Source organism: Acinetobacter sp. YH12069 (assembly GCF_013419675.1).
In the GTDB taxonomy this organism is placed as follows: Bacteria; Pseudomonadota; Gammaproteobacteria; order Pseudomonadales; family Moraxellaceae; genus Acinetobacter; species Acinetobacter amyesii.
Map to the genome: position 1 here is coordinate 1 of NZ_VOZS01000021.1, position 21,556 is coordinate 21,556.

General features: G+C 39.5%; 21 protein-coding genes, 1 other RNA gene and 1 pseudogene. 7 read left to right on the forward strand and 16 right to left on the reverse strand.

Annotated elements, in window-relative coordinates; all coding sequences use genetic code 11:
• Window positions 1-157: 157 nt before the first annotated feature.
• From FTU16_RS13530 to FTU16_RS13560, 7 genes are all read right to left on the reverse strand, one after another.
• A complete protein-coding gene (locus FTU16_RS13530) occupies window positions 158-637 on the reverse strand; it encodes a hypothetical protein (protein WP_180163475.1) in 480 nt (159 codons plus the stop codon).
• A 54-nt stretch (window positions 638-691) separates the two neighbouring features.
• Complete coding sequence (locus FTU16_RS13535) at window positions 692-853, reverse strand: hypothetical protein (protein WP_180163476.1); 162 nt, start codon at window positions 851-853, stop codon at window positions 692-694.
• 21 nt (window positions 854-874) lie between these two features.
• A complete protein-coding gene (locus tag FTU16_RS13540) occupies window positions 875-2,713 on the reverse strand; it encodes an ATP-binding protein (RefSeq protein ID WP_306670012.1) in 1,839 nt (612 codons plus the stop codon).
• Window positions 2,714-2,766: 53 nt separating this feature from the next.
• Window positions 2,767-3,450: a response regulator transcription factor gene (locus FTU16_RS13545; protein WP_078188703.1), complete on the reverse strand. Its 684-nt coding sequence runs from the start codon at window positions 3,448-3,450 to the stop codon at window positions 2,767-2,769.
• A gap of 226 nt (window positions 3,451-3,676) precedes the next feature.
• Window positions 3,677-4,456 carry a glutathione S-transferase N-terminal domain-containing protein gene (locus FTU16_RS13550; RefSeq protein ID WP_180114006.1) on the reverse strand — a complete coding sequence of 260 codons (780 nt, stop codon included), beginning with the start codon at window positions 4,454-4,456 and terminating at the stop codon, window positions 3,677-3,679.
• A 145-nt stretch (window positions 4,457-4,601) separates the two neighbouring features.
• Window positions 4,602-5,114 carry a ribonuclease E activity regulator RraA gene (rraA, locus tag FTU16_RS13555; RefSeq protein ID WP_180066641.1) on the reverse strand — a complete coding sequence of 171 codons (513 nt, stop codon included), beginning with the start codon at window positions 5,112-5,114 and terminating at the stop codon, window positions 4,602-4,604.
• A gap of 10 nt (window positions 5,115-5,124) precedes the next feature.
• Window positions 5,125-5,790, reverse strand: a complete 666-nt coding sequence (locus FTU16_RS13560; RefSeq protein WP_180134939.1) for an NAD(P)H-binding protein — start codon at window positions 5,788-5,790, stop codon at window positions 5,125-5,127.
• A gap of 215 nt (window positions 5,791-6,005) precedes the next feature.
• Between FTU16_RS13560 and rpsT the strand changes: the two genes are divergently transcribed.
• Entirely contained in the window at window positions 6,006-6,272 is a 267-nt protein-coding gene (gene rpsT / locus FTU16_RS13565; protein ID WP_078188707.1) for a 30S ribosomal protein S20, read from the forward strand.
• A gap of 104 nt (window positions 6,273-6,376) precedes the next feature.
• Here rpsT and FTU16_RS13570 read toward each other — a convergent pair whose 3' ends face one another.
• Window positions 6,377-8,971 carry a M66 family metalloprotease gene (locus FTU16_RS13570; RefSeq protein ID WP_180163477.1) on the reverse strand — a complete coding sequence of 865 codons (2,595 nt, stop codon included), beginning with the start codon at window positions 8,969-8,971 and terminating at the stop codon, window positions 6,377-6,379.
• Between the two features lie 446 nt (window positions 8,972-9,417).
• Between FTU16_RS13570 and FTU16_RS13575 the strand changes: the two genes are divergently transcribed.
• Complete coding sequence (locus tag FTU16_RS13575) at window positions 9,418-9,861, forward strand: hypothetical protein (protein WP_180066534.1); 444 nt, start codon at window positions 9,418-9,420, stop codon at window positions 9,859-9,861.
• 88 nt (window positions 9,862-9,949) lie between these two features.
• Here the strand turns inward: FTU16_RS13575 and FTU16_RS13580 are convergent, their stop codons facing one another.
• Window positions 9,950-10,693, reverse strand: a complete 744-nt coding sequence (locus FTU16_RS13580; protein WP_180088419.1) for a histidine phosphatase family protein — start codon at window positions 10,691-10,693, stop codon at window positions 9,950-9,952.
• Window positions 10,694-10,762: 69 nt separating this feature from the next.
• Window positions 10,763-11,614, reverse strand: coding sequence for a 3'(2'),5'-bisphosphate nucleotidase CysQ (locus FTU16_RS13585; RefSeq protein WP_180163478.1), 852 nt, complete (start codon window positions 11,612-11,614; stop codon window positions 10,763-10,765).
• Window positions 11,615-11,627: 13 nt separating this feature from the next.
• Here FTU16_RS13585 and FTU16_RS13590 point away from each other — a divergent pair, with 13 nt between their 5' ends.
• The 4 genes from FTU16_RS13590 (at window position 11,628) to FTU16_RS13605 (ending at window position 14,676) form a co-directional block, all read left to right on the forward strand.
• Window positions 11,628-12,329 (forward strand): HAD-IA family hydrolase, encoded by a 702-nt coding sequence (locus tag FTU16_RS13590; RefSeq protein WP_180027018.1) that lies wholly within the window; start codon window positions 11,628-11,630, stop codon window positions 12,327-12,329.
• Window positions 12,322-12,762, forward strand: coding sequence for an RNA-binding S4 domain-containing protein (locus tag FTU16_RS13595; RefSeq protein WP_168377604.1), 441 nt, complete (start codon window positions 12,322-12,324; stop codon window positions 12,760-12,762). The genes FTU16_RS13590 and FTU16_RS13595 overlap by 8 nt, the downstream gene beginning before the upstream one ends.
• Window positions 12,763-12,907: 145 nt before the next feature.
• A complete protein-coding gene (recA, locus tag FTU16_RS13600) occupies window positions 12,908-13,951 on the forward strand; it encodes a recombinase RecA (RefSeq protein WP_078193524.1) in 1,044 nt (347 codons plus the stop codon).
• An 80-nt stretch (window positions 13,952-14,031) separates the two neighbouring features.
• Window positions 14,032-14,676, forward strand: a complete 645-nt coding sequence (locus FTU16_RS13605; protein WP_180004627.1) for a regulatory protein RecX — start codon at window positions 14,032-14,034, stop codon at window positions 14,674-14,676.
• Window positions 14,677-14,784: 108 nt separating this feature from the next.
• Here FTU16_RS13605 and ffs read toward each other — a convergent pair.
• Window positions 14,785-14,881: signal recognition particle sRNA small type (ffs, locus tag FTU16_RS13610), an RNA gene on the reverse strand.
• 291 nt (window positions 14,882-15,172) lie between these two features.
• Here ffs and FTU16_RS13615 point away from each other — a divergent pair.
• Window positions 15,173-16,034, forward strand: a pseudogene (locus tag FTU16_RS13615) (YbgF trimerization domain-containing protein).
• Between the two features lie 59 nt (window positions 16,035-16,093).
• Here the strand turns inward: FTU16_RS13615 and lpxA are convergent.
• The 5 genes from lpxA to bamA are packed head-to-tail and all read right to left on the reverse strand — an operon-like array spanning window position 16,094 to window position 21,529.
• Window positions 16,094-16,882, reverse strand: coding sequence for an acyl-ACP--UDP-N-acetylglucosamine O-acyltransferase (gene lpxA / locus FTU16_RS13620; RefSeq protein ID WP_168377606.1), 789 nt, complete (start codon window positions 16,880-16,882; stop codon window positions 16,094-16,096).
• Complete coding sequence (gene fabZ, locus FTU16_RS13625) at window positions 16,879-17,364, reverse strand: 3-hydroxyacyl-ACP dehydratase FabZ (protein ID WP_171263789.1); 486 nt, start codon at window positions 17,362-17,364, stop codon at window positions 16,879-16,881. The genes lpxA and fabZ overlap by 4 nt, the downstream gene beginning before the upstream one ends.
• Before the next feature lie 5 nt (window positions 17,365-17,369).
• Window positions 17,370-18,440 (reverse strand): UDP-3-O-(3-hydroxymyristoyl)glucosamine N-acyltransferase, encoded by a 1,071-nt coding sequence (gene lpxD, locus FTU16_RS13630; protein WP_180163479.1) that lies wholly within the window; start codon window positions 18,438-18,440, stop codon window positions 17,370-17,372.
• Between the two features lie 3 nt (window positions 18,441-18,443).
• Window positions 18,444-18,944, reverse strand: coding sequence for an OmpH family outer membrane protein (locus FTU16_RS13635; RefSeq protein WP_180003883.1), 501 nt, complete (start codon window positions 18,942-18,944; stop codon window positions 18,444-18,446).
• A gap of 41 nt (window positions 18,945-18,985) precedes the next feature.
• Window positions 18,986-21,529, reverse strand: a complete 2,544-nt coding sequence (gene bamA, locus FTU16_RS13640; protein ID WP_180007770.1) for an outer membrane protein assembly factor BamA — start codon at window positions 21,527-21,529, stop codon at window positions 18,986-18,988.
• Window positions 21,530-21,556 lie beyond the last annotated feature (27 nt).

Sequence of the window (21,556 nt, forward strand, 5' to 3'; positions counted from 1 at the left end):
TATCCAAGTGAACTTATTCGAAAGGAAGTATTTGAAATCGCTATTCTCACCAGACAAGAGGGTGATAAAACAAGAGGAACCTCAATTGAGGTTCCTCTTGTGATTTTTGTGGGACAGCAGTGAGCGTCATGCTCCCTTTTTATACTGCTGAATAGCATTATTTTCGCTTTCTACGATTTAAAAAATCTTCGACTTGATCGGCTTTTTTTTCCACGATGACGTGATAAACCCATACTATCAACAACACCAGTCCAATAAACCACAGATAGCGCATTACACCGTATTGACTACCTTTGCCTTGCCAAATTTGTAATTCAATACTTTGAAACTCCACATTCCTCGACTCTAACAAACTTAGTTGACTGGTCATGCTATTTGGGTCATTGGCAGCATTGACTGAAAAAGGCGCACCATCCATGACAAAAGTAAAATCTTGTCCTGCATCCAATGTTTCTAATCGTTCAATCTGATCAACACCTGCATCCATTTGCATGAGATTGCTTGAAGTTTGTTGAATAGCGGCATTGTAGTTATCAATTTGAAATTTAACGGATACCTCACCACTGGTCATTGCCCTACCTTTGACCAACAAGACTGCACGATATGGGTTTTGGCTCGATGTCGCCGTGTAATCCACTGCAAAATTTTTAGTGTTTATTGCATTTGTATCGCTTTGACTTTCTGTGAGTAATTACTGAATTTCTTCGGTGCTTAACACTGATTGTTGGAACAAAATCTGCCCATACTCACCCGGTTTAGGCGCTTGATCCTGCGAACCACAAGCGGCGATAAAAGTGACACAGCAGAACAATGCAATGCGCTTTAGGTTATTTAATATCGAATTGATCATCATTTTTATTATTTCAACATATTATTATGCAGCTGATTTTAAATTAATTTCTGTATGAATAATCGTACAGCCTTGCTGAGAATGAATTTTGAAATTTCCGCCTATACGCTCTACACGCATTTTCATACTTCTCATACCGATACTCATGCCATGATTTGAAACACTCTCAACATCAAAACCGACGCCATCATCTTCAATAGTTAATAACAATGCGCCATTTTCGAACTGTGACAGCGTGACATTGACATGATTTGCTTGGCTATGTTTCACAATATTGGTCAGGCTTTCTTCAATCACTCGTATTAAAGTCAGACACTGAATTGCCGTTGGTTTGATCGCCCACTGCGAAGGAATACACCATTTGGCATTCATTTCCACTTCATCCATCAACTGACTAAAGCGATGTCGAACAGGTGCGATCCAGAGCAAAGGTGAATCTGGCACTTTACTGTCTAAAGATGATCCACTATCAATAATTTGCCTTAAATCATCGCGCAATAATTTCAACATCGACAAGAACTGTCTGTTTGGAATATTACTTTCACACTGATCAACCAAGATCATCGAGCGCACAATGGATGCACCCAGACCATCATGCAGATCATGCGATAATTTAATGCGTTCCTGCAGGCGTACATTACTCAGTTCAAGCTGATGTTTATCATTCAAGCTACTGCATAATTCATCACTGACTTTCTGAACTTCAAATGCCAGATCATCATTATATTTTTCAATCTTCTGTATATTACGATTGAGTCTCGCCCCCAAGATCACCACTATAAATAAGGTTATAATCGGTGAAGTAAAGGGTGATAAAGGTGTAAAATTTTCTTTTGGAAAGAGCACCAAGACTGTGATATCAGCTATGACTATCACAATTATCGCAGTCAAACAGATTGCTAATAAAATATAGTCCCTTCTTCGTTCTTTGAAACTAATTCTACACAGATAGAGGTAAGTGATAAAAAAGAATGCACAATATAAAAAGAAAATAAGGCTCGAAATATCTGCATTTTGTTCAAATGGCCAGATACACACTACACCAATCAGTGCAGCAGTCAACATAGTAAATGACAGTTCTATTCGTGGAAACTTACGCCCAAGAAAGCGCAAGATATAGATACTAAAGCACTGAAAGTACAGCATTACAAATATCAGATTAGCTTTGGCAGAAAAAACCGAATCTGGGTATGGAAAGGTTTCAGTAGTCAGAGCATTACTGAGAAATAAAATCCACAACACTGTTGAAAGCGCAAACCAGCCAAAACTGGTATCACGAGGACGCATCAACCAAATAATAAAGCAAATTAGACCCAAGACCCCAGAAAGAAAAATATTTAACTGTAATATGGTCCGACGTGTAAACGTTGTTTTTTCAGCTTGCTCAACCGTTGCCATTACATTGTTAAATACTACTGGGCCCAAGCCAGCATTTAAACTCGAATAACCATACACATAGATCAAGGTTTCATTATGATCATGCTTGATTCCACTTATCGGTAAAATCCAATAGCGTGCAACATTCCAACTTTTAGAGACCGGTTCTTGAAGATTTTTATTGGTCCACAGCAAGTCGCCATTCAGAAAGACTGAACCCGTATTAATAATGTAATCAACATATAGTGCGATGGGTTCTGCCAAACGCGCATTATTTTTACAGTACCAAGACCAGTCTAATTTATACCAAGCACCACCTTGATAACCCTCCCAGTCTTTATCTTCTTTCCAACGGTCAGGTAATTGCGTGGTTTTCCATCCCGTTCTGGGTAATTCTTGATTGGATGGTGTCTTCACCCGTGAAATGCTATTCACAGTTACATTACATTGATCATTTACAGGGAAAACTTGCTCTGCATGACTCAAGCTCCCCCATACTAAACAGAGGATAAATAAGAAAAAATATCCTCCTTTACGCATTATAGAATACCCATAGATCTTGCTGTACTCACGGCTTTGGTACGTTTCGTTACGGCTAATTTGCGATAAATATGTTTAATATGGCTTTCTACCGTATAGCGTGAAACAAAAAGCTGTTCAGCAATCTCACGGTTACTCAAACCTTGAGCAACCAAACATAAAATTTCTTTTTCACGACTGGTCAAGAGGTTCAAGTCTGCTTCATCGGCGACTGTTTGTTCTGGACTTGGCGCTTCGGCTTCGGATATTTGTTTAAGGATTTCTCGTGCAATAAATGGGTCAATCGGCGCCCCACCACGTAAAATACTCCGAATAGATAAAAGTACTTCAGCATCATCACGTTCTTTTAATACATAGCCCGTTGCACCTGCTTTAATTGCGGCAAATAAGCTTTCTTGTGTACTCCATGCAGAGACAACCAAGATCATGGTATTACTTTCGAGGGAACGTATTTTTTCAATAATTTCGATACCACTACCATCAGGCAAACCTAAGTCAACTAAGGCTAAGGATATCGGTTGGGTCTCTACGGCTTGAATAGATTCTTTAACATTTTTGGTGAAGATAAGCTCTTCACGCTTATAACCCAGCTCTGTCAAAATTTGACGTAAACGTAATTGAATAATTTCCTCATCTTCAACGACGAGCACCGGTACGGGTAGTATGACTTCTTGTGGTGACATGATTTACTTCCCCCGAAAAAATGAAATGTCTTTTACATTAATGAGTTTAATCCTTTTAGGATATCCCTATAATTAAGTAAATTTCTTATTTTTTAACAATTTATTCTAATTCAATTGATGCAGCTATGATGCATTTTTCTTCTAATTTTAGACCCATTTATCATTACAACATGTGTATAGTCATTTGTCTGACTATACACAGCACTAAGCTTAAACTTGAGTGAGATTAGCTCAAATATTGCTTCTTCAGATATTTTACAATTTTTTCAGATTCAAAAAGTTCTACACCAGTATTAGGATCTTTCAAATATGGCACTTGAATATTGTTCCCCATGATTTTTAACACTTGTTCACGCTTGCCACCTTTCAGGGGTACATATTTACCAGGTCTTAAGCGCATTACCGCTAATCCCTGATCTTGCCAACGTTCCTTAGCCACATTATGAAAGATATATGCCAATTCCATTTCAGACAATGCGCTACGTACGATACGTGTATATGGACTCGCTTCAAAACCCCATAGTTCTAAGAGTTGACTTGGAGCATCACGATGAATGACTTTACGGTGCACCCACACGCCTTGAGCCCCATTAATTAAGGTTCCAACATAGGCAACATACGGAATTTTAGGATAATTGGCATATTTCTTAGGAGTTTGACCTGTTTTGCCATAATGTTTAAATAGATGATGAATTATTTGCTGAGATTCGTACAAACGATCCCCAGTATTGTCATCCACCAAGAAAGGGAATTGCTGTTTTCCACCTAATTTCTGTACCTCTAAACGGTACTTTTTAGCCCCTTTGGGACATGGGTAAACCTCATAATCCAAATTAAGTGTGGTCAAAACTTCACGCACACGACGGCAATACGGAGAACCTTCAAATTCGTACAGTTTAAGGGCTTTTTCAGGTTGTTTCGGATAAGGCGTCCCATTTGTACCTCGTCCGCCTTCTGCTACGCCTGAGAGCAACGCTTGCGCCACTTTTAATTGATGCAACAACATACTTTTTCCTTTCTTTTTTTATTTCGTATTTTTATACAACAGCCGAGAGTCCTCAGCTGATGTTTGTATTTTCTTTTTCACATTTATATCGTCGTGTATGAGCAAGAATTACGCTTTCATTCCACGACTAAAAATTCAAGTACGCTTATAGAACAACCAATTGCTCTTTTGAAACAACGATGCCGTTATTATCAGCATAGATAAAATCACCAGACTGAATGTTTACACCACCAAAACTTAATGGAATATCTGTTTCACCCACGCCTTTGCGGTTACTTTTTTGTGGAATCGCAGCCAAAGCATGCACACCTAAATCAAGTTCGGCAATCGCATCAACATCACGCACGCAGCCGTAAATAATGACACCATTCCAATGATTCTTGACTGCAGATTCAGCAATCATATCGCCCATCAAGGCACAGCGCATCGACGCGCCACCATCCACAACCAATACTTTACCCGTACCATCGGTTGCCAATAATTCTTTAACACGAGAGTTATCTTCAAAACATTTGACCGTCATCACCTGACCGCCAAAACTTTTTCGTGCACCATAACTTTGAAAGAATTTACCATCCAACGACGGGATCACCACTTGTAATTCTTTATCTGGATGATCATCAAGTAAATCACAGGTGACGAATGGAACTGTAGACACGGTATTTCCCTCATTTAATTGTTAGTATGCGTAAATTATCATAAATCTCGAACTTTTCAGTCTGAGTTTGTGCAGCCTCGACCATAGTATGAGCCACTTGCTGTGCTGTCACTGGCTTAAATTTGAAACGGTCAGGTACAAAATGCGAAAAGCGCATATAGAGCTTCTGTGTCGCATCTTCTAAACGCCGAGATTCATGACGCTCGCCAAGTAACAGCGAAGGCTTTAATATCGAAAGTTGATTTAACTTTAAGGTTTTTAAATAATATTCCAATTCCCCTTTGACTCGATTATAAAAAAATGCGGAATTAGCGTCAGCGCCCATAGCACTAACTATGATCAAATGGGTTTCTGTATATTCTAATAATTCAGCAAAATGCGCATTGATGCTAAAATCAATTTGATAAAAATTATCTTTAGACCCTGCTTTTTTAATGGTCGAGCCTAAACAACTAAAGGCATGACTATAATCTCTCACATCATCCTGAGTCAGAGAAAGAAAGTCACTGATCACCATTTGTTGAACTTTTGCCAGTCCATTCAGTTCATGGTCACGCTGACGTACCACAGCCGTAATATTCTTACATCCTGTATTTTGACTGAGCTGACGAACCAATTCCCGCCCGACCAATCCTGTTGCTCCGATGACAATCGCATTCTCTATACTTTTAGTCATTTTTCATACAATCTCAATCACTTTAGACTAATCTAACGTTTTCTTTAAAATTTTTCTGCATCTAAAATGTTGTCAAAGCATGTCAAGACTTGACTTAAGCGCTTAGTTTAATCACAATATGGCACTTGTTTACGGGCTGGTGATAGTTCTTCTGATGTTGGTTTTCAGATGTAATTTCAGCCCGCCCAGACCAATCTATTTCAAGGAGTGCACGAGTGGCAAACTCTGCTCAAGCAAAAAAACGTGCTCGTCAAAACGTTAAAGCACGTCAACACAACGCAAGCTTACGTTCTATGGTTCGTACTTATCTTAAACGCACAGTAGCTGCTATTGCTGCTGGTGATTATGCTGTCGCTACAGAAGCTTACAAAAAAGCTGTTCCTGTTATCGATCGTATGGCTGATAAAGGCATCATCCATAAAAACAAAGCTGCTCGTCATAAGAGCCGTTTAAATGCACAAGTTAAAGCTTTAGCTAACTAATTTGTTGCGATAAAAAAAGCCCTTTTTAGGGCTTTTTTTGTACCTATAGGTTTTTAAAAGCAAAAAAATAAGGTCCTCGATGGACCTTATTTTCTATTTACAGATTATTTATGAATCAGTTTCATATTCGTCGCTGATAAATATGTCCATAATAAGTTTTGGCTTGCTGTCAAATTTGTCCAACGTTGATTGCCACCATTGGTACAGCTATATCGAATTAAATCCGCACGGTTATTTTGCAAACGTCCCGTATTTAAATCCATACATTGACCACTTTGACGAATCGTTGTAGTCGCAGGGTCCATGGTCCAAATTTGGTTGGTTTGGTTTAACATGCAGCGTTCTAGCGTCACTTTAGCTGAACCACCGTTGCCTGTTATGCATTGATCTGGATTTGACTTGCTGTGTATCCGACCAATCGCATCATATACCCACTGTTCCGATTCGTCCGCAGTACATCCGCTTGGACCACTAATATATAAGTTTAATTTTCCATCGGTTAATGTTTCTGCTTTCAAACAGTTATTACCATTTTTGATCAATGTTGCCTGATCAAACAAACCTTCCTGAGATACTGAAAGCTTTGTCATAAATGCGTCGAGTGCGCTTTGTGCCTCAGGAACTTGATTGGTTAGGTCTTGTGCATACACATTCATCCAACGATTTAGTCGGTATGCTGTGTTTTGTTGCGACTCATAACGGGTTAATTGCTGACGCGCCACACTATTCATCAATGACTTGTCATTTTTATATGACTCATACAGCATTTTTTCAGTTGGATTAAGAGCAACAACAGCATTTGCAGCTTGCGCTTCTAAAGCACTTTCTAATTGAGGAAGTTCGATAGCACGCAATGCACTATAACCATGCTGACGTCCAATTTTGACGGCCGGCTTGATCGCTGTACTGTAGACTGGAATATCAATATTTGCTAATAACTTGGCTTTTTCACCTGCTTTTTTACAATACAAATCAACTTTCTGTGGTTGATCTGCCAAAGCTAAATTGACATGCAATTTATTGGCATTACTGCCTAATCGTGCAGGTGCTAAAGCAATATTGTTGACTTTATTCGTGTATTGCACATTCAACCAACATGCCGCTTGATCCAAAGCGGTATTGGCAGCATTTAAGTCATACACATTACCCCAGTTTGAACGTGCAGCAGGATACAACAAACCGACTTGATTGACAGGATCATAGCCCCCTAAAATGGTAATGACAGGCTGACCAAAGACCCGTGGTCGTGGATAATTTTGATCTGCGTTATACCAAACCGGAGCCGTAGAATTTGGCATCTTCGGTTGAGCGACTTCCATTTCACGAGTGGTTTTATTCCACTTTTTGTAGCCGGTAGGTGATGTTTCATCCCAGACATAACGGTCAAAGTGCGGTTGAATTTTCAGGAATGTGCTGTAACCCGTATAGTGTGTGTAGCGTGATACATTACTATCAGGATACCCGCCGGACATGGCATCTTTTCCGTACGGGAACAAATTTTTAAAATTTGGGATACCATTCGCTCCATCCCACTTCCATGTCGCCGTCCATGATAGATTTCCGCGCATCATATTGCGATTGGCAATATAACCCCATCCACTGTCCGCATGATGTGCAGCCCAAAATAGATTGTCACCTACCTGACCAGGGTAATGTCCTAAACCATAGTGATGACCAATTTCATGGCTAAATTCATTCCCTACAGAATCATAAAGCGTGAGCATGCCATTACCACCACTCAGTCCATGAGTATGCACACCATTGGCATAGTTCCCCTTCGTATGATGGACAACTACTGTTTGGGTTAATTGTGGCTGACTTTGGTTGGCCATAGATGCACTGGTAATACCCCAGTTAGCAAGGTTTATACCAACACTAAAGGTTGATTTACCGACATCCTCACGCATGTCTCCTGCATAAACACCACCATCTCCGGCACTTTTACTGTCATAAATAACACCTGAAGATACCATTGCACGTGTTAACTGAATATCATCATATTGTGCAACCGTCATTTCTGCTGCAGGAATGGTTTGGAAATAATCTGTGCCCGCTTTTTCAGGCTCTAGTAGCATATAGTGGCCGGTAGAATTTGGCTTATCTGCCAACATACCAACACGGATATTATTTAAAACCAATTCACCTGGTGCAGCAAAATCGATTTTATCCTCAGCCAATTCACCGCTGACTTTATTTGCGTCAATAAATTTTAATCTTAGACCGGGTTTAACCTCATCCCAATTGAGCTTCGTGGCCCACGCGCGTTTACTGTACCAAACATCTGGACGACCTCTTTGCCCACTCTGGTCTGAAACAGGCATTTGCGTCGGATCATCCAATGTCGCGGTACGAATTAAGCGGTTGTTTTGATAGATTTCTACTTTGAGTTGCTTGATGTTTTGCATATCAAGTGTTGGCGTCACGATAAGCAGCGCTTCTTTTTCACTGGTTAACCGTGGCATTTTCTTGGCTTCGTTCGCATTCGGATCGACGACATGACTTTGACCAAATTGAACTTGCGCTGAAAAGTTGCCGACTAAATCATTTCGTATTTCACGAACAGCATCATTTGCATCGTAGTCATAAAAGCCAATACTGGTATCATCGACTATGTCTTGGGTCGGTTCTGGATAATTTGCAGTTGATGCAGAACCACTTGAACTATCACCACCGCCTCCACCACCACAAGCAACTAACATGAATGACACAATACAAATTGATAATTTGTCATATGAAAAATCTATCACACTTTTCACTACTATTCCCCAATTAGCCACAAAAAAATCCAATAAAAGAGACTTACATAAAAATATATAAATCAATAATTTACAACAAAGTTAATGCTATTTTCTTTTTTTTAATCATTCAATTGCCGTGTTTTGTCACTTATTAACAATTCAAATAAAATCTAAATATTTTGTATTGGTAGAATCATTATTAATGTGACAGGTATTTCACTTTTCAACTAAAATTAAGATGTAGACCTGTTAATACAATCGTATATTCCCGACAGAAATTGTCAGGATATTTTTAGAAACTTTGTAAATAAAAATTTTAAGAAATGGCTTAATCCCATATATTTTTTATGGTATTTTAATTTTCATCCTAGGCAGCCATTGCTGTACAAATGAAAAGAGGGATAAAAATGTCGATTAACCAATTTTTGCCATCATTAGAAAAGTTTGCAGAAGCAGAAAATCAATATATTGAATATTTTACATCGAAAGGTGAAAAAGACATTTTAGGTAAAGTCATTTCAAATATGAAATCGACCGCTGAGATTCAAGCCTCTCAAGGCGTAGACTCATGGTTAGCATATGGCGTGTACTTACCAGCTGTAGAACGTATTTTTGCACTGCATCAAGGGGAAACAGAAGCTGAATTTTTTGAACGCACACAATATCCAGTTGAAATCGTACAAGCGTATAGCATTAAAGATCATGACATTGCCACATTGATTGCCGCAGACAAATACAGTCGAATCCACCAACAGCATCTACCTGTCAATACTAGCCGCTGGCCTTATAGTGACGACGGTTCAAGTATTGATTTAAATCAATACCCTGCACGAATTAAAGCCAATATTTAATCTTTTATTTAATGAAATACTGAAGCAGATAAAAAAGGCATCCCGTACATGGATGCCTTTTTTAAATATTTTGTATGCGCAAAAATACTTAAAGTTGCTGTTCAGCCTGCTGAAATTCACGAATATTTAATTCATGTAGTTCACCACGCCAAATCCATTTCAGTTTAGATTCAAGGAATACATCTCCTTCAAACCAAACAAATAGTCCTTCCATCATTTTCGGCCAGTCTTCGCGTGTCACGATATTTTTACCTGAAATAATGGCAAGAATTGCAGCCAAAATCGTGTCATGACTCACCGCTAGACTCAGCCCATAATCATTGGTTGGATGAGTGTTGTAAATCAACTCCAATACATCTACTACCCCATGAATGGGTTGTTTCATACCCGGCAAAGCATTATTCACAAAACTATTGATAAAGCCTAAAGCACCTTGCTTTTGAAAGTATGGTCCTGCTTTTTTTATATCGAGCACAAAACTTCCCGGCTCGACCAATAATCCTTGTTCAATGATCTCGATATGGTGGGTATTCGGTTCAATCGTGACATTATCTGCACCTTGAATCATCAATGCCGCCGTATCCACACAGCGCTGAATTGGACTCGAAATACAGTGCTGAATAACACGATCGGTATTTTCAACCAAATAGCTGCCCCACGCTTCGGCTAAATCACGTCCTTGATGGGTCAGTTGCAAGTCATAACCGGCCAAGCCTTGTCCTTGTACAACTTCACGAATGGAATGACGTGTAAACAATGTTACAGGCGTCTTTTCATCCGGCAATAAGTCTATTGCTTTCAGCATACTCGGTGGGAGCAAATCTAGGGCCATAATTGACAGTTCTTAAATGCAGGAGATTTAACGGAGTGTGCAGACACTATAGCATGAACCCGATTTAGCTCAAGTTTTGTCAGGCATGTTTGCCAAAGCATTTAAGGCCAATTCTTTCATTTCGGCATTTTTAAATGCAATAAATCCACCATTTAATAAAGTCTTGCGCTGGTTATATAAAAATGCGCGACCTTTAAAATCAACCAAACCACCACCAATACGCTCGATTAAACATTGTCCAGCGCTGGTATCCCATTCACAGGTGGGATGAAAACGCGGGTAAATATCCACTCGATCTTCTAACATCATACAAAACTTATATGCACTACCAGCATGGTATGCCTGATAAGGACTAAGTTTTTCTAAAGCGTCTAAATAATCCGTATAAATCGGCTTATTTTTAGCACTTTGACTCAAGCCAACGTGTACGACATTCTCTACAGAGGTTTGAACATATTTATACCATGTGGTTGACTGGCTATCATATTTCAGCGGCAGTCCCTCAAAGGGACAAATATATACGCTGTATTCCCCGGGGATCGCCAATATGGCAAAGGTAGTATTAGCACCCTCAACCAGACTCAGATTAATGGTAAATTCAGGTCTTTTATGTAAAAACTCTTTAGTACCATCCAAAGGATCAAGCAGCCAAAATTTTTGCCATTGCATACGTTCAGACTTGTCACCTTCCTCTGACAATACAGGCAAGCTAGAAACTTTAGATAATGCTTGGGTAATATAGCTATTTGCACGATAGTCAGCTTGCGTTACAGGTGAATCATCACTTTTACGTTCCACATCAAAATCTGCACCTGAGCAATAACGCCGATATTCTTCTCGCAAAATTTCACAAGCTTGTGTCACAATGGGAACCAACTGCAAAATCAGTGGGTCTTGCGGTGCTGTTGTTGTTTTAAACATAGAATACCTTTATATGCCAAATTACTCAGAAAAGCCGACTATCATTTTCGATATGGACGGTACTTTACTCGATCTTGCTTATGATGATTTCATTTGGAATGAGCTGCTGCCAATTCGCTATGCTGAACAGCATCAGTGCTCACTCGAACAAAGCAAGCAAACCCTATTTAGTTTTTATCAACAGCATAATCATACCCTAAAATGGTACTCCTCTCGCTTTTGGACGTCACAAGTTGGCGTTGATGTTCTGGAAATGCAGATAGAACAAAAAGCCAAAGTAGCCAAACGCGAAGGCTGCATTGAGCTGCTTACCTATCTTAAAGAAAATGGCTATCCTATTTGGCTTGCGACCAATGCCGACTTTGCAGGCTTACAATTCAAACTCGAACAAACCGGTCTTCGTGATTATTTTGATGTTATCGTCAGTTCAGAAACTCTCGGTCATGCCAAAGAGTTTATTGAGTTTTGGCAAATATTAGCAAGCAAACACCCCTTCGATGCAAAAAACTGTTATTTCATTGATGACACAGAAAAAGTGCTTAATGGTGCAAAACTTTTTGGGATTGAACAGCTCTATTCGATTCAGCAGCCTTCATCTGCCAAAGTGCCTCGCGAGACTTGTAATTATCCAATGCTGTCCGCATTAACAGATTTAATCCCTATTTTAGAAGCTCAAATGACTGAGCAAGCCGAGGAACAGAAAAAATATGCGTAAATCAAATCTAGCCGAAGATGCAGTTGGTATGCGTATAGACAAATGGTTGTGGGCTGCACGTTTTTTTAAAACACGCTCTATTGCCAAAAATGCGATTGAAGGCGGTAAAGTTCATCATAATGGCGAACGCGTTAAAGTTTCTCGTGAAGTTCGTGTAGGCATGGAATTAACCATTGCCCAAGGCCTTGAGAAAAAAACCGTGGTGGTGAAAGCACTGTCGGATGTTCGTGGGCCTGCCCCCACCGCTCAGCTGCTTTATGATGAAACTGAGGTCAGTATTGCAAAACGGGAATTGCTCGCATCCCAAAGAAAGTTGCATAATCTAGCTCGGCCAGATCATCGACCAAGTAAAAAAGATCGTCGAGATATTGGTAAATTTAAAAGAGAAAATGATCAACAGTTTGACCAGCAATGGTCTTATAATGATGATTAAGTTAAAGCGTCACAACATGTCGCACCTGTTGTGATTTTCATAGAACAAAAGGATGATTTCTGTCACTATACCCTCGTGGAACAGATCTAAACTGAATACATCCACTTGAGTATATTGTTTCGTGACATCGTATTGAGGTTGTAAGATGGATGATAATAAAAGCAAGGCGTTAAATGCGGCCTTAAGCCAAATTGAAAAGCAGTTTGGTAAAAACACCGTTATGCGTCTTGGCGATAATACTGTACAGGCAGTTGAAGCTGTCTCTACAGGTTCTTTAACATTAGATATCGCACTAGGTATTGGTGGTTTGCCTAAAGGTCGTATCGTAGAAATCTACGGTCCTGAATCTTCTGGTAAAACGACTATGACATTACAAGCTATTGCACAATGTCAGAAAGCTGGCGGTACTTGTGCATTCATCGATGCTGAACATGCATTAGACCCTCAATACGCACGTAAACTTGGCGTAGATATTGATAACTTACTTGTTTCACAGCCAGACAATGGTGAACAAGCACTTGAAATTGCAGACATGCTGGTACGTTCAGGTGCCATTGACCTGATCGTTGTCGACTCTGTAGCTGCACTGACCCCTCGCGCCGAAATTGAAGGCGAAATGGGTGACTCACACATGGGCTTACAAGCTCGCCTGATGAGCCAAGCACTGCGTAAAATTACCGGTAATGCGAAACGTTCGAACTGTATGGTGATCTTCATTAACCAAATCCGTATGAAGATTGGTGTAATGTTTGGTAGCCCAGAAACCACAACTGGTGGTAATGCACTTAAATTCTATGCATCTGTACGTTTAGATATCCGCCGTATTGGTCAAGTGAAAGAAGGCGACGAAATCATTGGTTCAGAAACCAAAGTGAAAGTTGTGAAAAACAAAATGGCTCCTCCATTCCGTGAAGCGATTTTCCAAATTCTTTATGGTAAAGGCGTGAACCATTTAGGTGAGCTTGTTGACCTCGCAGTACAACAAGAAATTGTTCAAAAAGCAGGTGCTTGGTATTCATACCAAGGTGACAAGATTGGGCAAGGTAAAAACAATACCATTCGCCACTTAGAAGAACACCCTGAACTTGTGCAAACTATCGAAAAACTGATTCGTGAACAACTTCTGACTACGGGTACAGCACCTGTAGAAGACAAAGACGAAGAAGAACCAGACTTTTTAGATGCTTAATTACAGCATACTTTAATAGTAGACGAAACGCCCTACGGGGCGTTTTGTTTTGCACTCAAAATTTGTATTAAAATGACCCCATGACTAAAGACCATTTTCCACTCTTGCTCGACTACGAAGCACTAAAACAACAGTTCGCAGAAGCTGAAGAACCTACCTGCGCAAATCATACTGCACAAACTGACATTTCACATGACAATACTTCGGTGACCGATCACTCTGCGTTGCATTTTGATGCCAATGGTAAAGATGTTCATGCTGAAAAAAAACCAGGACTGCGCGGCTCTCGTTTACGCTCCTACGCCTTTGCAGTACTCACACGTAAAGAATACTCAAAAGCGGATTTAATTGAAAAATTAGCACTGTATGCGGATAGTCGTGAAGAAGTCATACACTTGGTGGAAGAACTCGCACGTGAGAACTATCAAAGCGATCAACGTGTAGCAGAAATGCTGTTGTCGAGTCAAAAGCGTAAAGGTAAAGGTCCCAACCGTATAAAGCTCGCTTTAAAAAATAAAAAAGTAGACAGTGAATTAATTCAGGATGAATTAAAAGAAACAGATTGGGTCGCCGAAGCCTACCAGCTCAAGATCAAAAAATTTGGCAAAGCTGTTGAACGTGATCCAAAACAAAAAGCCAAACAAATACGTTTTTTACAATATCGAGGATTCGATCTCGATACGATTTTTAAAGTGATTGCACGTAAAGAATTTGATGCCGAATAACAAAGATATAGATCTAAATAAAGAATTAATAAAACTAAAATAAAGAAGAATCTAGGATTAAAAAAAATGAGAGGACGTTTAATTTATTATGATTGAAACTGGTGGCAACCCTACCAGCAAGACTTCGGCACATCATATTTCTACTACCGTTGCTACCTTCCGGTCCTGGCGGGGTTTGTAGAGTACAATTGCGAAGTAACCGGCAGGGCTACCATTGCAAGAACAGAGTATAGAGATTTTTGATAAACATGCAAGACTAAAACCAAGAATTCCTGAGTAGAAAACACTGTTTGATTATTTATAAATCAATATGATGGTCGATGATGTAGAAAACGTGAAACATCATCACTATATTTTTACTTTAATACACAACAAGATTGTAAAAGCTTATTGCAATTCAGAACTTTGGCGTTTTTAATGTGCTTATCGTTTTATCTAAAGCAGTCTGTAATAAAACTATTCAATACGGACATGCTTGCAACTACATGGAATTTTTATGATGTTTAAACAGCATGTATTGTGTGCCCTTACATTGACTTGCTCAGGTACGCTATTTGCCAATATTCCAATTGAATCTCGCGGTTTGAGTGGCGCAGATAATGGCACTGTGTATACAGCAAATAATACAGCCATTCAAACAGGTGCTGGCTCTACCCCTACGCCAACAAATTTAAATTGGCAGCTCATGCAGAAGAACCAACAGCTCGAAAATGAATTGCGTAGCTTACGCGGTAAAATGGAAGAGCAAGACAATATTATCGAACAATTAAAAAGTGAACTTACAAACCGCTATGCAGATTTAGATCAACGTTTAGAGCTACTCCAACAAAAAGTAGATCCGAGTGAAGACACAGAGGCTGCGGAGGATAACCAACAAGGTACTGCACCCAGTAGCAGCTAATATAGCCCCTACACCAGCTAAACAACCTACGACCCAAGCAACATTAAGCTCATCTGCAAAACAACCTGTAAATGCAGGTGGTGACTCACTTGAGCTTGAGAAAGCAGCTTATACCGTTGCTTTAGATGCATATAAACAAGGTGGTGCGAAAAAAGCCATTGCACCAATGAAAAACTTTATTAAGAATAATCCTAATAGCGTCTACATTAGCAATGCATATTTTTGGTTAGCTGAGTTCAACCTTGCTGTTGAACCGACCAACTACGCAGAAGCGAAAAAGAACTATAGTATCGTGGTAGATCAATACCCTGAGTCGACCCGCGCGCCTAGAGCGTTATATCAACTGTATAGCATTGCAAAAGACGTCGATCGAAATAGCAGTTTAGCAACGCAGCTCAAAACCAAGCTTACCCAAAAATATCCAAAATCTGAAGAAGCAGGCTTTGTTAAAAAATAGTCCTATTTTTAACGCAAAAAAAAGACACCTTATAAGGTGTCTTTTTTTATTCGCAGCATTTAGCGTACGATACCGCGCTTAGACTGCTCAAGTGAGTCAATCAACAATTGCGCTTCTGCCACTTCAGGCAAAATTTCAGTACGAATACGCTCAATCGCTTCATTCGTCGTTAAACCATCTTTATAGATCAATTTAAAGGATTCACGTAAACCTTGAATCACATTTTTAGACCAACCTTTACGACGCATGCCTTCAATGTTCATGGCAAAAGCATGGGCTGGATTACCAGATACCATGACATAAGCAGGTACATCTTTCAAAATAAGAGATGCACCACCAATCATACTGTAAGAATCGATTTTACAGAATTGATGAATACCAGAGTTACCACCTACGATGACATAATCACCAATGTGGACATGACCTGCAACGCCGACGTTATTAGCAAAGATATTATGATCACCTACCACACAGTCATGTGCAATATGTGTATTCACCATCAATAAATTATGACTACCAACTTTAGTTAGACCCTGATCTTGAACAGTACCACGGTGTAAACTACAGTGTTCACGAATCGAGTTATGATCCCCGATTTCTAACCAAGTTTCTTCACCAGCATATTTCAAGTCTTGGCAGACTTCACCAACACTGGCAAATTGAAAAATTTCGTTATGTTGACCAATACGGGTATAACCACCCACCACAACATGTGAATGCAGTTTAGTACCCGCTCCAATTGTGACTTGAGGACCAATAATACAATATGGTCCAATTTGCACATCCGGAGCAATTACTGCTGATGAGTCAATAATGGCGGTAGGATGAATTAATTCGTTATTGCTCATGCTGTCTCTGTTTTCTGATGCGAAACCATAATTTCCGCGGTTGCTGCGACTACGCCATCTACAGTGGCAACACAATTATATTTGTAAATGCCACGCTTTTGCATCACTAATTCCGATTTTAATACAAGTTGATCGCCTGCAACGACTTGTTTTTTAAATCGAACCTTCTCTGCACCAGCAAATAAGAACAGCGAACCCGCTGAAGGTTTCTCATTATTCATGATGAAACCTAAGATACCCGATACTTGCGCCAATGCTTCAACAATCAGCACACCCGGCATAATTGGGTATTCAGGGAAATGGCCTTGTAAAAATTCTTCATTAATCGTTACATTTTTATAGCCTACAATCCCGTTGTCAGTCACTTCAACAACACGATCAACCAATAAAAACGGATAACGATGTGGCAAATATTCACGAATAGTCTGAATAGTCATTGGTAATTCAGGTTTTGTGAAAGCTGGGGTATTCGACTCTGTCATCATAATTATTTACGCAATTTAAATGTTGATTCAAGGGACTCAATTTGAGACTGCATATGATCAAGTCGTTTGACCAATTGGGTCAATGGCACATCTGCTAATTGTTTAAAGCGGATTGCTGCCTTTTTCCAAGAACCACTTTCAAGCATTGGCGTACCTGAAGAATAACTCCCAGCAACGGAAATACTTTTTGTGACCATTGACATACCGGTAATTGTCACATTATCTGCAATATTAATGTGACCTACGATACCAACAGCCCCTGCTAGCACACAATTTTTGCCAATAGTTGTACTACCGGCAATACCACATTTCGCAGCCATTGCCGTATTTGCACCAACTTTGACGTTATGCGCGATTTGCACAAGGTTATCAATAATGACACCATCTTCCAAAATTGTGTCATCTAAAGCACCACGGTCGATACTACAATTTGAACCAATACGCACATCATTCCCGATACGTACAGAACCTAATTGAGCAATACGATGCCATTTCCCTTGATAAGGTGCAAAACCAAATCCTTCACCACCGACCACCGTATTTGCATGGATACGTACACGATCACCTAACTTGGCTTCACCAGTAATCGTCACATGCGAATCGATAAAACAATCTTTACCAATTTCAACACCATGATCAATCTTCACTTGTGATTCAATGCGCGTTCCTTCACCCACCACACTATTCGCACCAATCACCACATAATGCCCAATATAAGCAGTATCAGAAATGATTGCGGAAGGATGAATTTGGGCAGTACTTTCAATTCCTGTTTCTACAGATTTTTTTTCAAAAACATGCGTCAGAATAGCGAAAGCCAGATACGGATTGGGTACAACAATGAAGTTTTGCTGTGAAGGGATTTGTGACTGCATCTCTGCAGTCACAATCAGCGCACCAGCCTGAGACTGTTGAGCTTCATTCAGATACTTATCTGCGTTTAAAAATGCAAGCTGATGCGGTTGAGCACTCTCTAAACTTGCCATTCCACTGAATAGCAAATCTAGCTGGCCAATACATTGACCTTGAACAAGTTGAGCAAGCTTTTCTAAACTGAATTTTTGAGAATTCATTGATTATTTAATTGCATTAACCTTTTGAATCATTTTATCAGTTAAATCAAACTTAGGGTCATACGCAAGTGCTGAATTTTTATTCAAAACAACATCTAACTTATTTTCTGTGCGCAATTGTTCTGCAACTTGCTTGATTCGTGTATCCATCGTGCGATTTAAAGACTGAATATTCCCTTGAACCGAAGCTTGAACTTTTTGCTGTAAATCAGTCAGCTCTTTAAGTTTAGTTTGATACTGTTGACCCATTTGCTGCTTTTGCGCAGCAGTCAACTTATCACCACCCTGCTGAGCTTTTTGCTGCATTGCTTCCAGCTCTTTAGCCAGTGATTCAATTTTAGTGGTTTGTGGTTTCAATTGCTGTTGAATTTGAGCATTTTGTTGTTTTATATAAGTGCTTTGATCCACCACCTTTTCTAAATCAACCACACCGTAACCTGCTGCATGTACCACAGCAGAACATGACATACCCAATACCGCCAAACCAGTAAATAATTTATTCATCTTATCAACCTGTAATTTTGTTATTCCCAGAAGGGTCGTACTTAGAAGGTACGACCAATCTCGAATTGAATTTCTTTTGTTTCATCGCCAGCTTTGTCATTAAGCGGGAATGCATAACTCAGTGAAATTGGACCAATCATCGTGATCCAAGTAAAGCCTGCACCAACGCTATAACGCATGTTATTCATATCAAAGCCGTAGTTATCTTTACAGTATTGACGGTCTTCACTAGATTTAGGAACGTCACATTGGGTATCAAATACTTGTGCGCCTTCAGCAAATAATACTGGACGAACTTGACGCGCCCAATCGCCTTTAAATGGCACAGGTAAAGCTAATTCAGTACCAAATTGAATTAAAGCATTACCACCCACTTCTTCTGGATCATAGTCAACCTTATTTTGCGCATCATAATACACACCAGGATATTTAGGCCCTAAAGTACTGTTATCATAGCCACGTACCGAACCAAAACCACCTGCATAGAAGTTTTTATAGAACGGCAAATCATTACCATAGCCTAACTTACCGTAACCACGTAATACAAAGTCTTTACCCAGTGGGAAATAGGCTTGTGCATCGTAAGTGATTTTTTGATATTCAACATCACTACCTGGTAATGCAATTTCGGCATTGACGCGGTGTGACATACCCGATGTAGGGAATACCGGGCGATTCAAGGTATTGTATGACCAACCCAAGTTAAGGTTATAAGTTAAGAAATCACCTTTAAACGCACTATCGTATGATTCTTCAGGTACTGCGCAAGTGTTGTGAGTAACAATTTTATTACCTTCACTATCTAGTACAAAATCTCCATTCGCATCAGTTTTGTATACAGGCACAGTTAATTGTGAGTTACCAGACGCATCCGTAGGACAGAATGATGTGGTATCCGTCGCCTTCCCACCATTTGCTAGTAAATAATCACGCACATAAGTAGAAACATATGGGCCTGTAGTTACTTCGGTATTATCAATATTCAAGCCCATACTGATACTTTGGTTTTCATCGATCGGATAACCAAAGTTGATACCACCACCAAAACTGTCAGTGACGTAGTTGTTAACGTTATAGTCGTCATCTAACTTGGTTTTACGGTAGTACATATTATAACCACGACGTACACCATCAATAGTGAAATACGGGTCAGTTACACTGAGGTTGTAGTAATCTTGAGTCTCAGAACGTGACAAATCGATAGAAACTGCATTACCTGTACCCAAGAAGTTGGTTTGACTCAAACCTGCTTGGAAAGTTACACCGCCACTTTGTGAGAAACCAACAGCCAAAGTACTTGTACCTGAATGCTGTTCTTCAACATTCACATTTAAATCAATTTGATCTGGCGTACCCGGAATACGTGCAGGTTTAACATCAACGGTTTTAAAGAAGCCTGTACGCTCTAAACGCACTTTAGACAAATCAATTTTTTCGTTACTTGCTAATGCGCCTTCCATTTGACGCATTTCACGACGTAGAACTTCATCAGCTGTTTTCGAGTTACCTGTAAAATTAATGCGGCGAACAGTGACTTGCTGACCCGGATTCACATAGTAATTTAAATCGACCAATTTGGTGTCTTTATTGATTTCAGGAACAATGTTCACTTCTGCAAAGTAGTAACCTGCGTTACCGTATTTACGAAGTAAAAGTTGTTTAACACCATTCACTTTTTCTTGTGAATATAAATCGCCATCTTTATAGAGTTTTAAAGCGTTTAAATCAGTTTGCGTATAAAGCGTATCACCTAAGAAATGAGTTTTACCAAACTTAAATTGTTCACCTTCATCCACCGAAACTTCGATAAAGACGTGTTTTTTATCTTCACTCAAATTCAGACTTGAATTGGTAATGTTAAAGTTGATGTAACCTTTGTTGAGATACATCGCACGTAAAGCTTCTAAACTCGCAGCCATCTTTTCACGTGCATAACGGTCATTACGAGAAATGATCGAGTTCCAACCACTTTCTTTTAATGCAAAAATTTGTTTAATTTCGCTTTCTTTAAAGACCGTATTACCAATGATATTGATATCAAATACTTTGGCAGATTGGCCTTCTTCAAACTCGATTAAGACATTAACACGGTTGTTTGGTTGAGCGGTTGTAATAACTTTGACATCAGCATCATAACGACCTTGCTGCATGTACTGTTGTTCTAATTCAGTCTCAACCGTTTGCAAAGATGATTTCTTTAAAACTTCACCTTCGGACAGACCCATTTTCTTTAAGCCTTCTTCCAAGGCTTCTTTAGGAATAAGTTTATTGCCTTTTAGCTCAACTTTAGAAATAACTGGGCGTTCAACCACTGTATATACAAGGGTATTACCGACTTGTGAAGACTTCACATCATCAAACAAACCCGATGCAAACATGCTACGAATTGAGTTTGAAATGATTTGATCATTGACACGATCACCAGCGGAGAATGGGATCATTCCGGCTACATTGTCAGGAGTTAAACGCACTAAGCCATCAACACGAATATCTTGTACTACAAAATCATCTGCTGCATATACTTGTTGTGCTACGGCCATAGCACTAACCAGTGCCAATGGCATAAATAAATGTTTGTGCTGCATGCCAGTCTTTTCCGCTGTTAATTTATT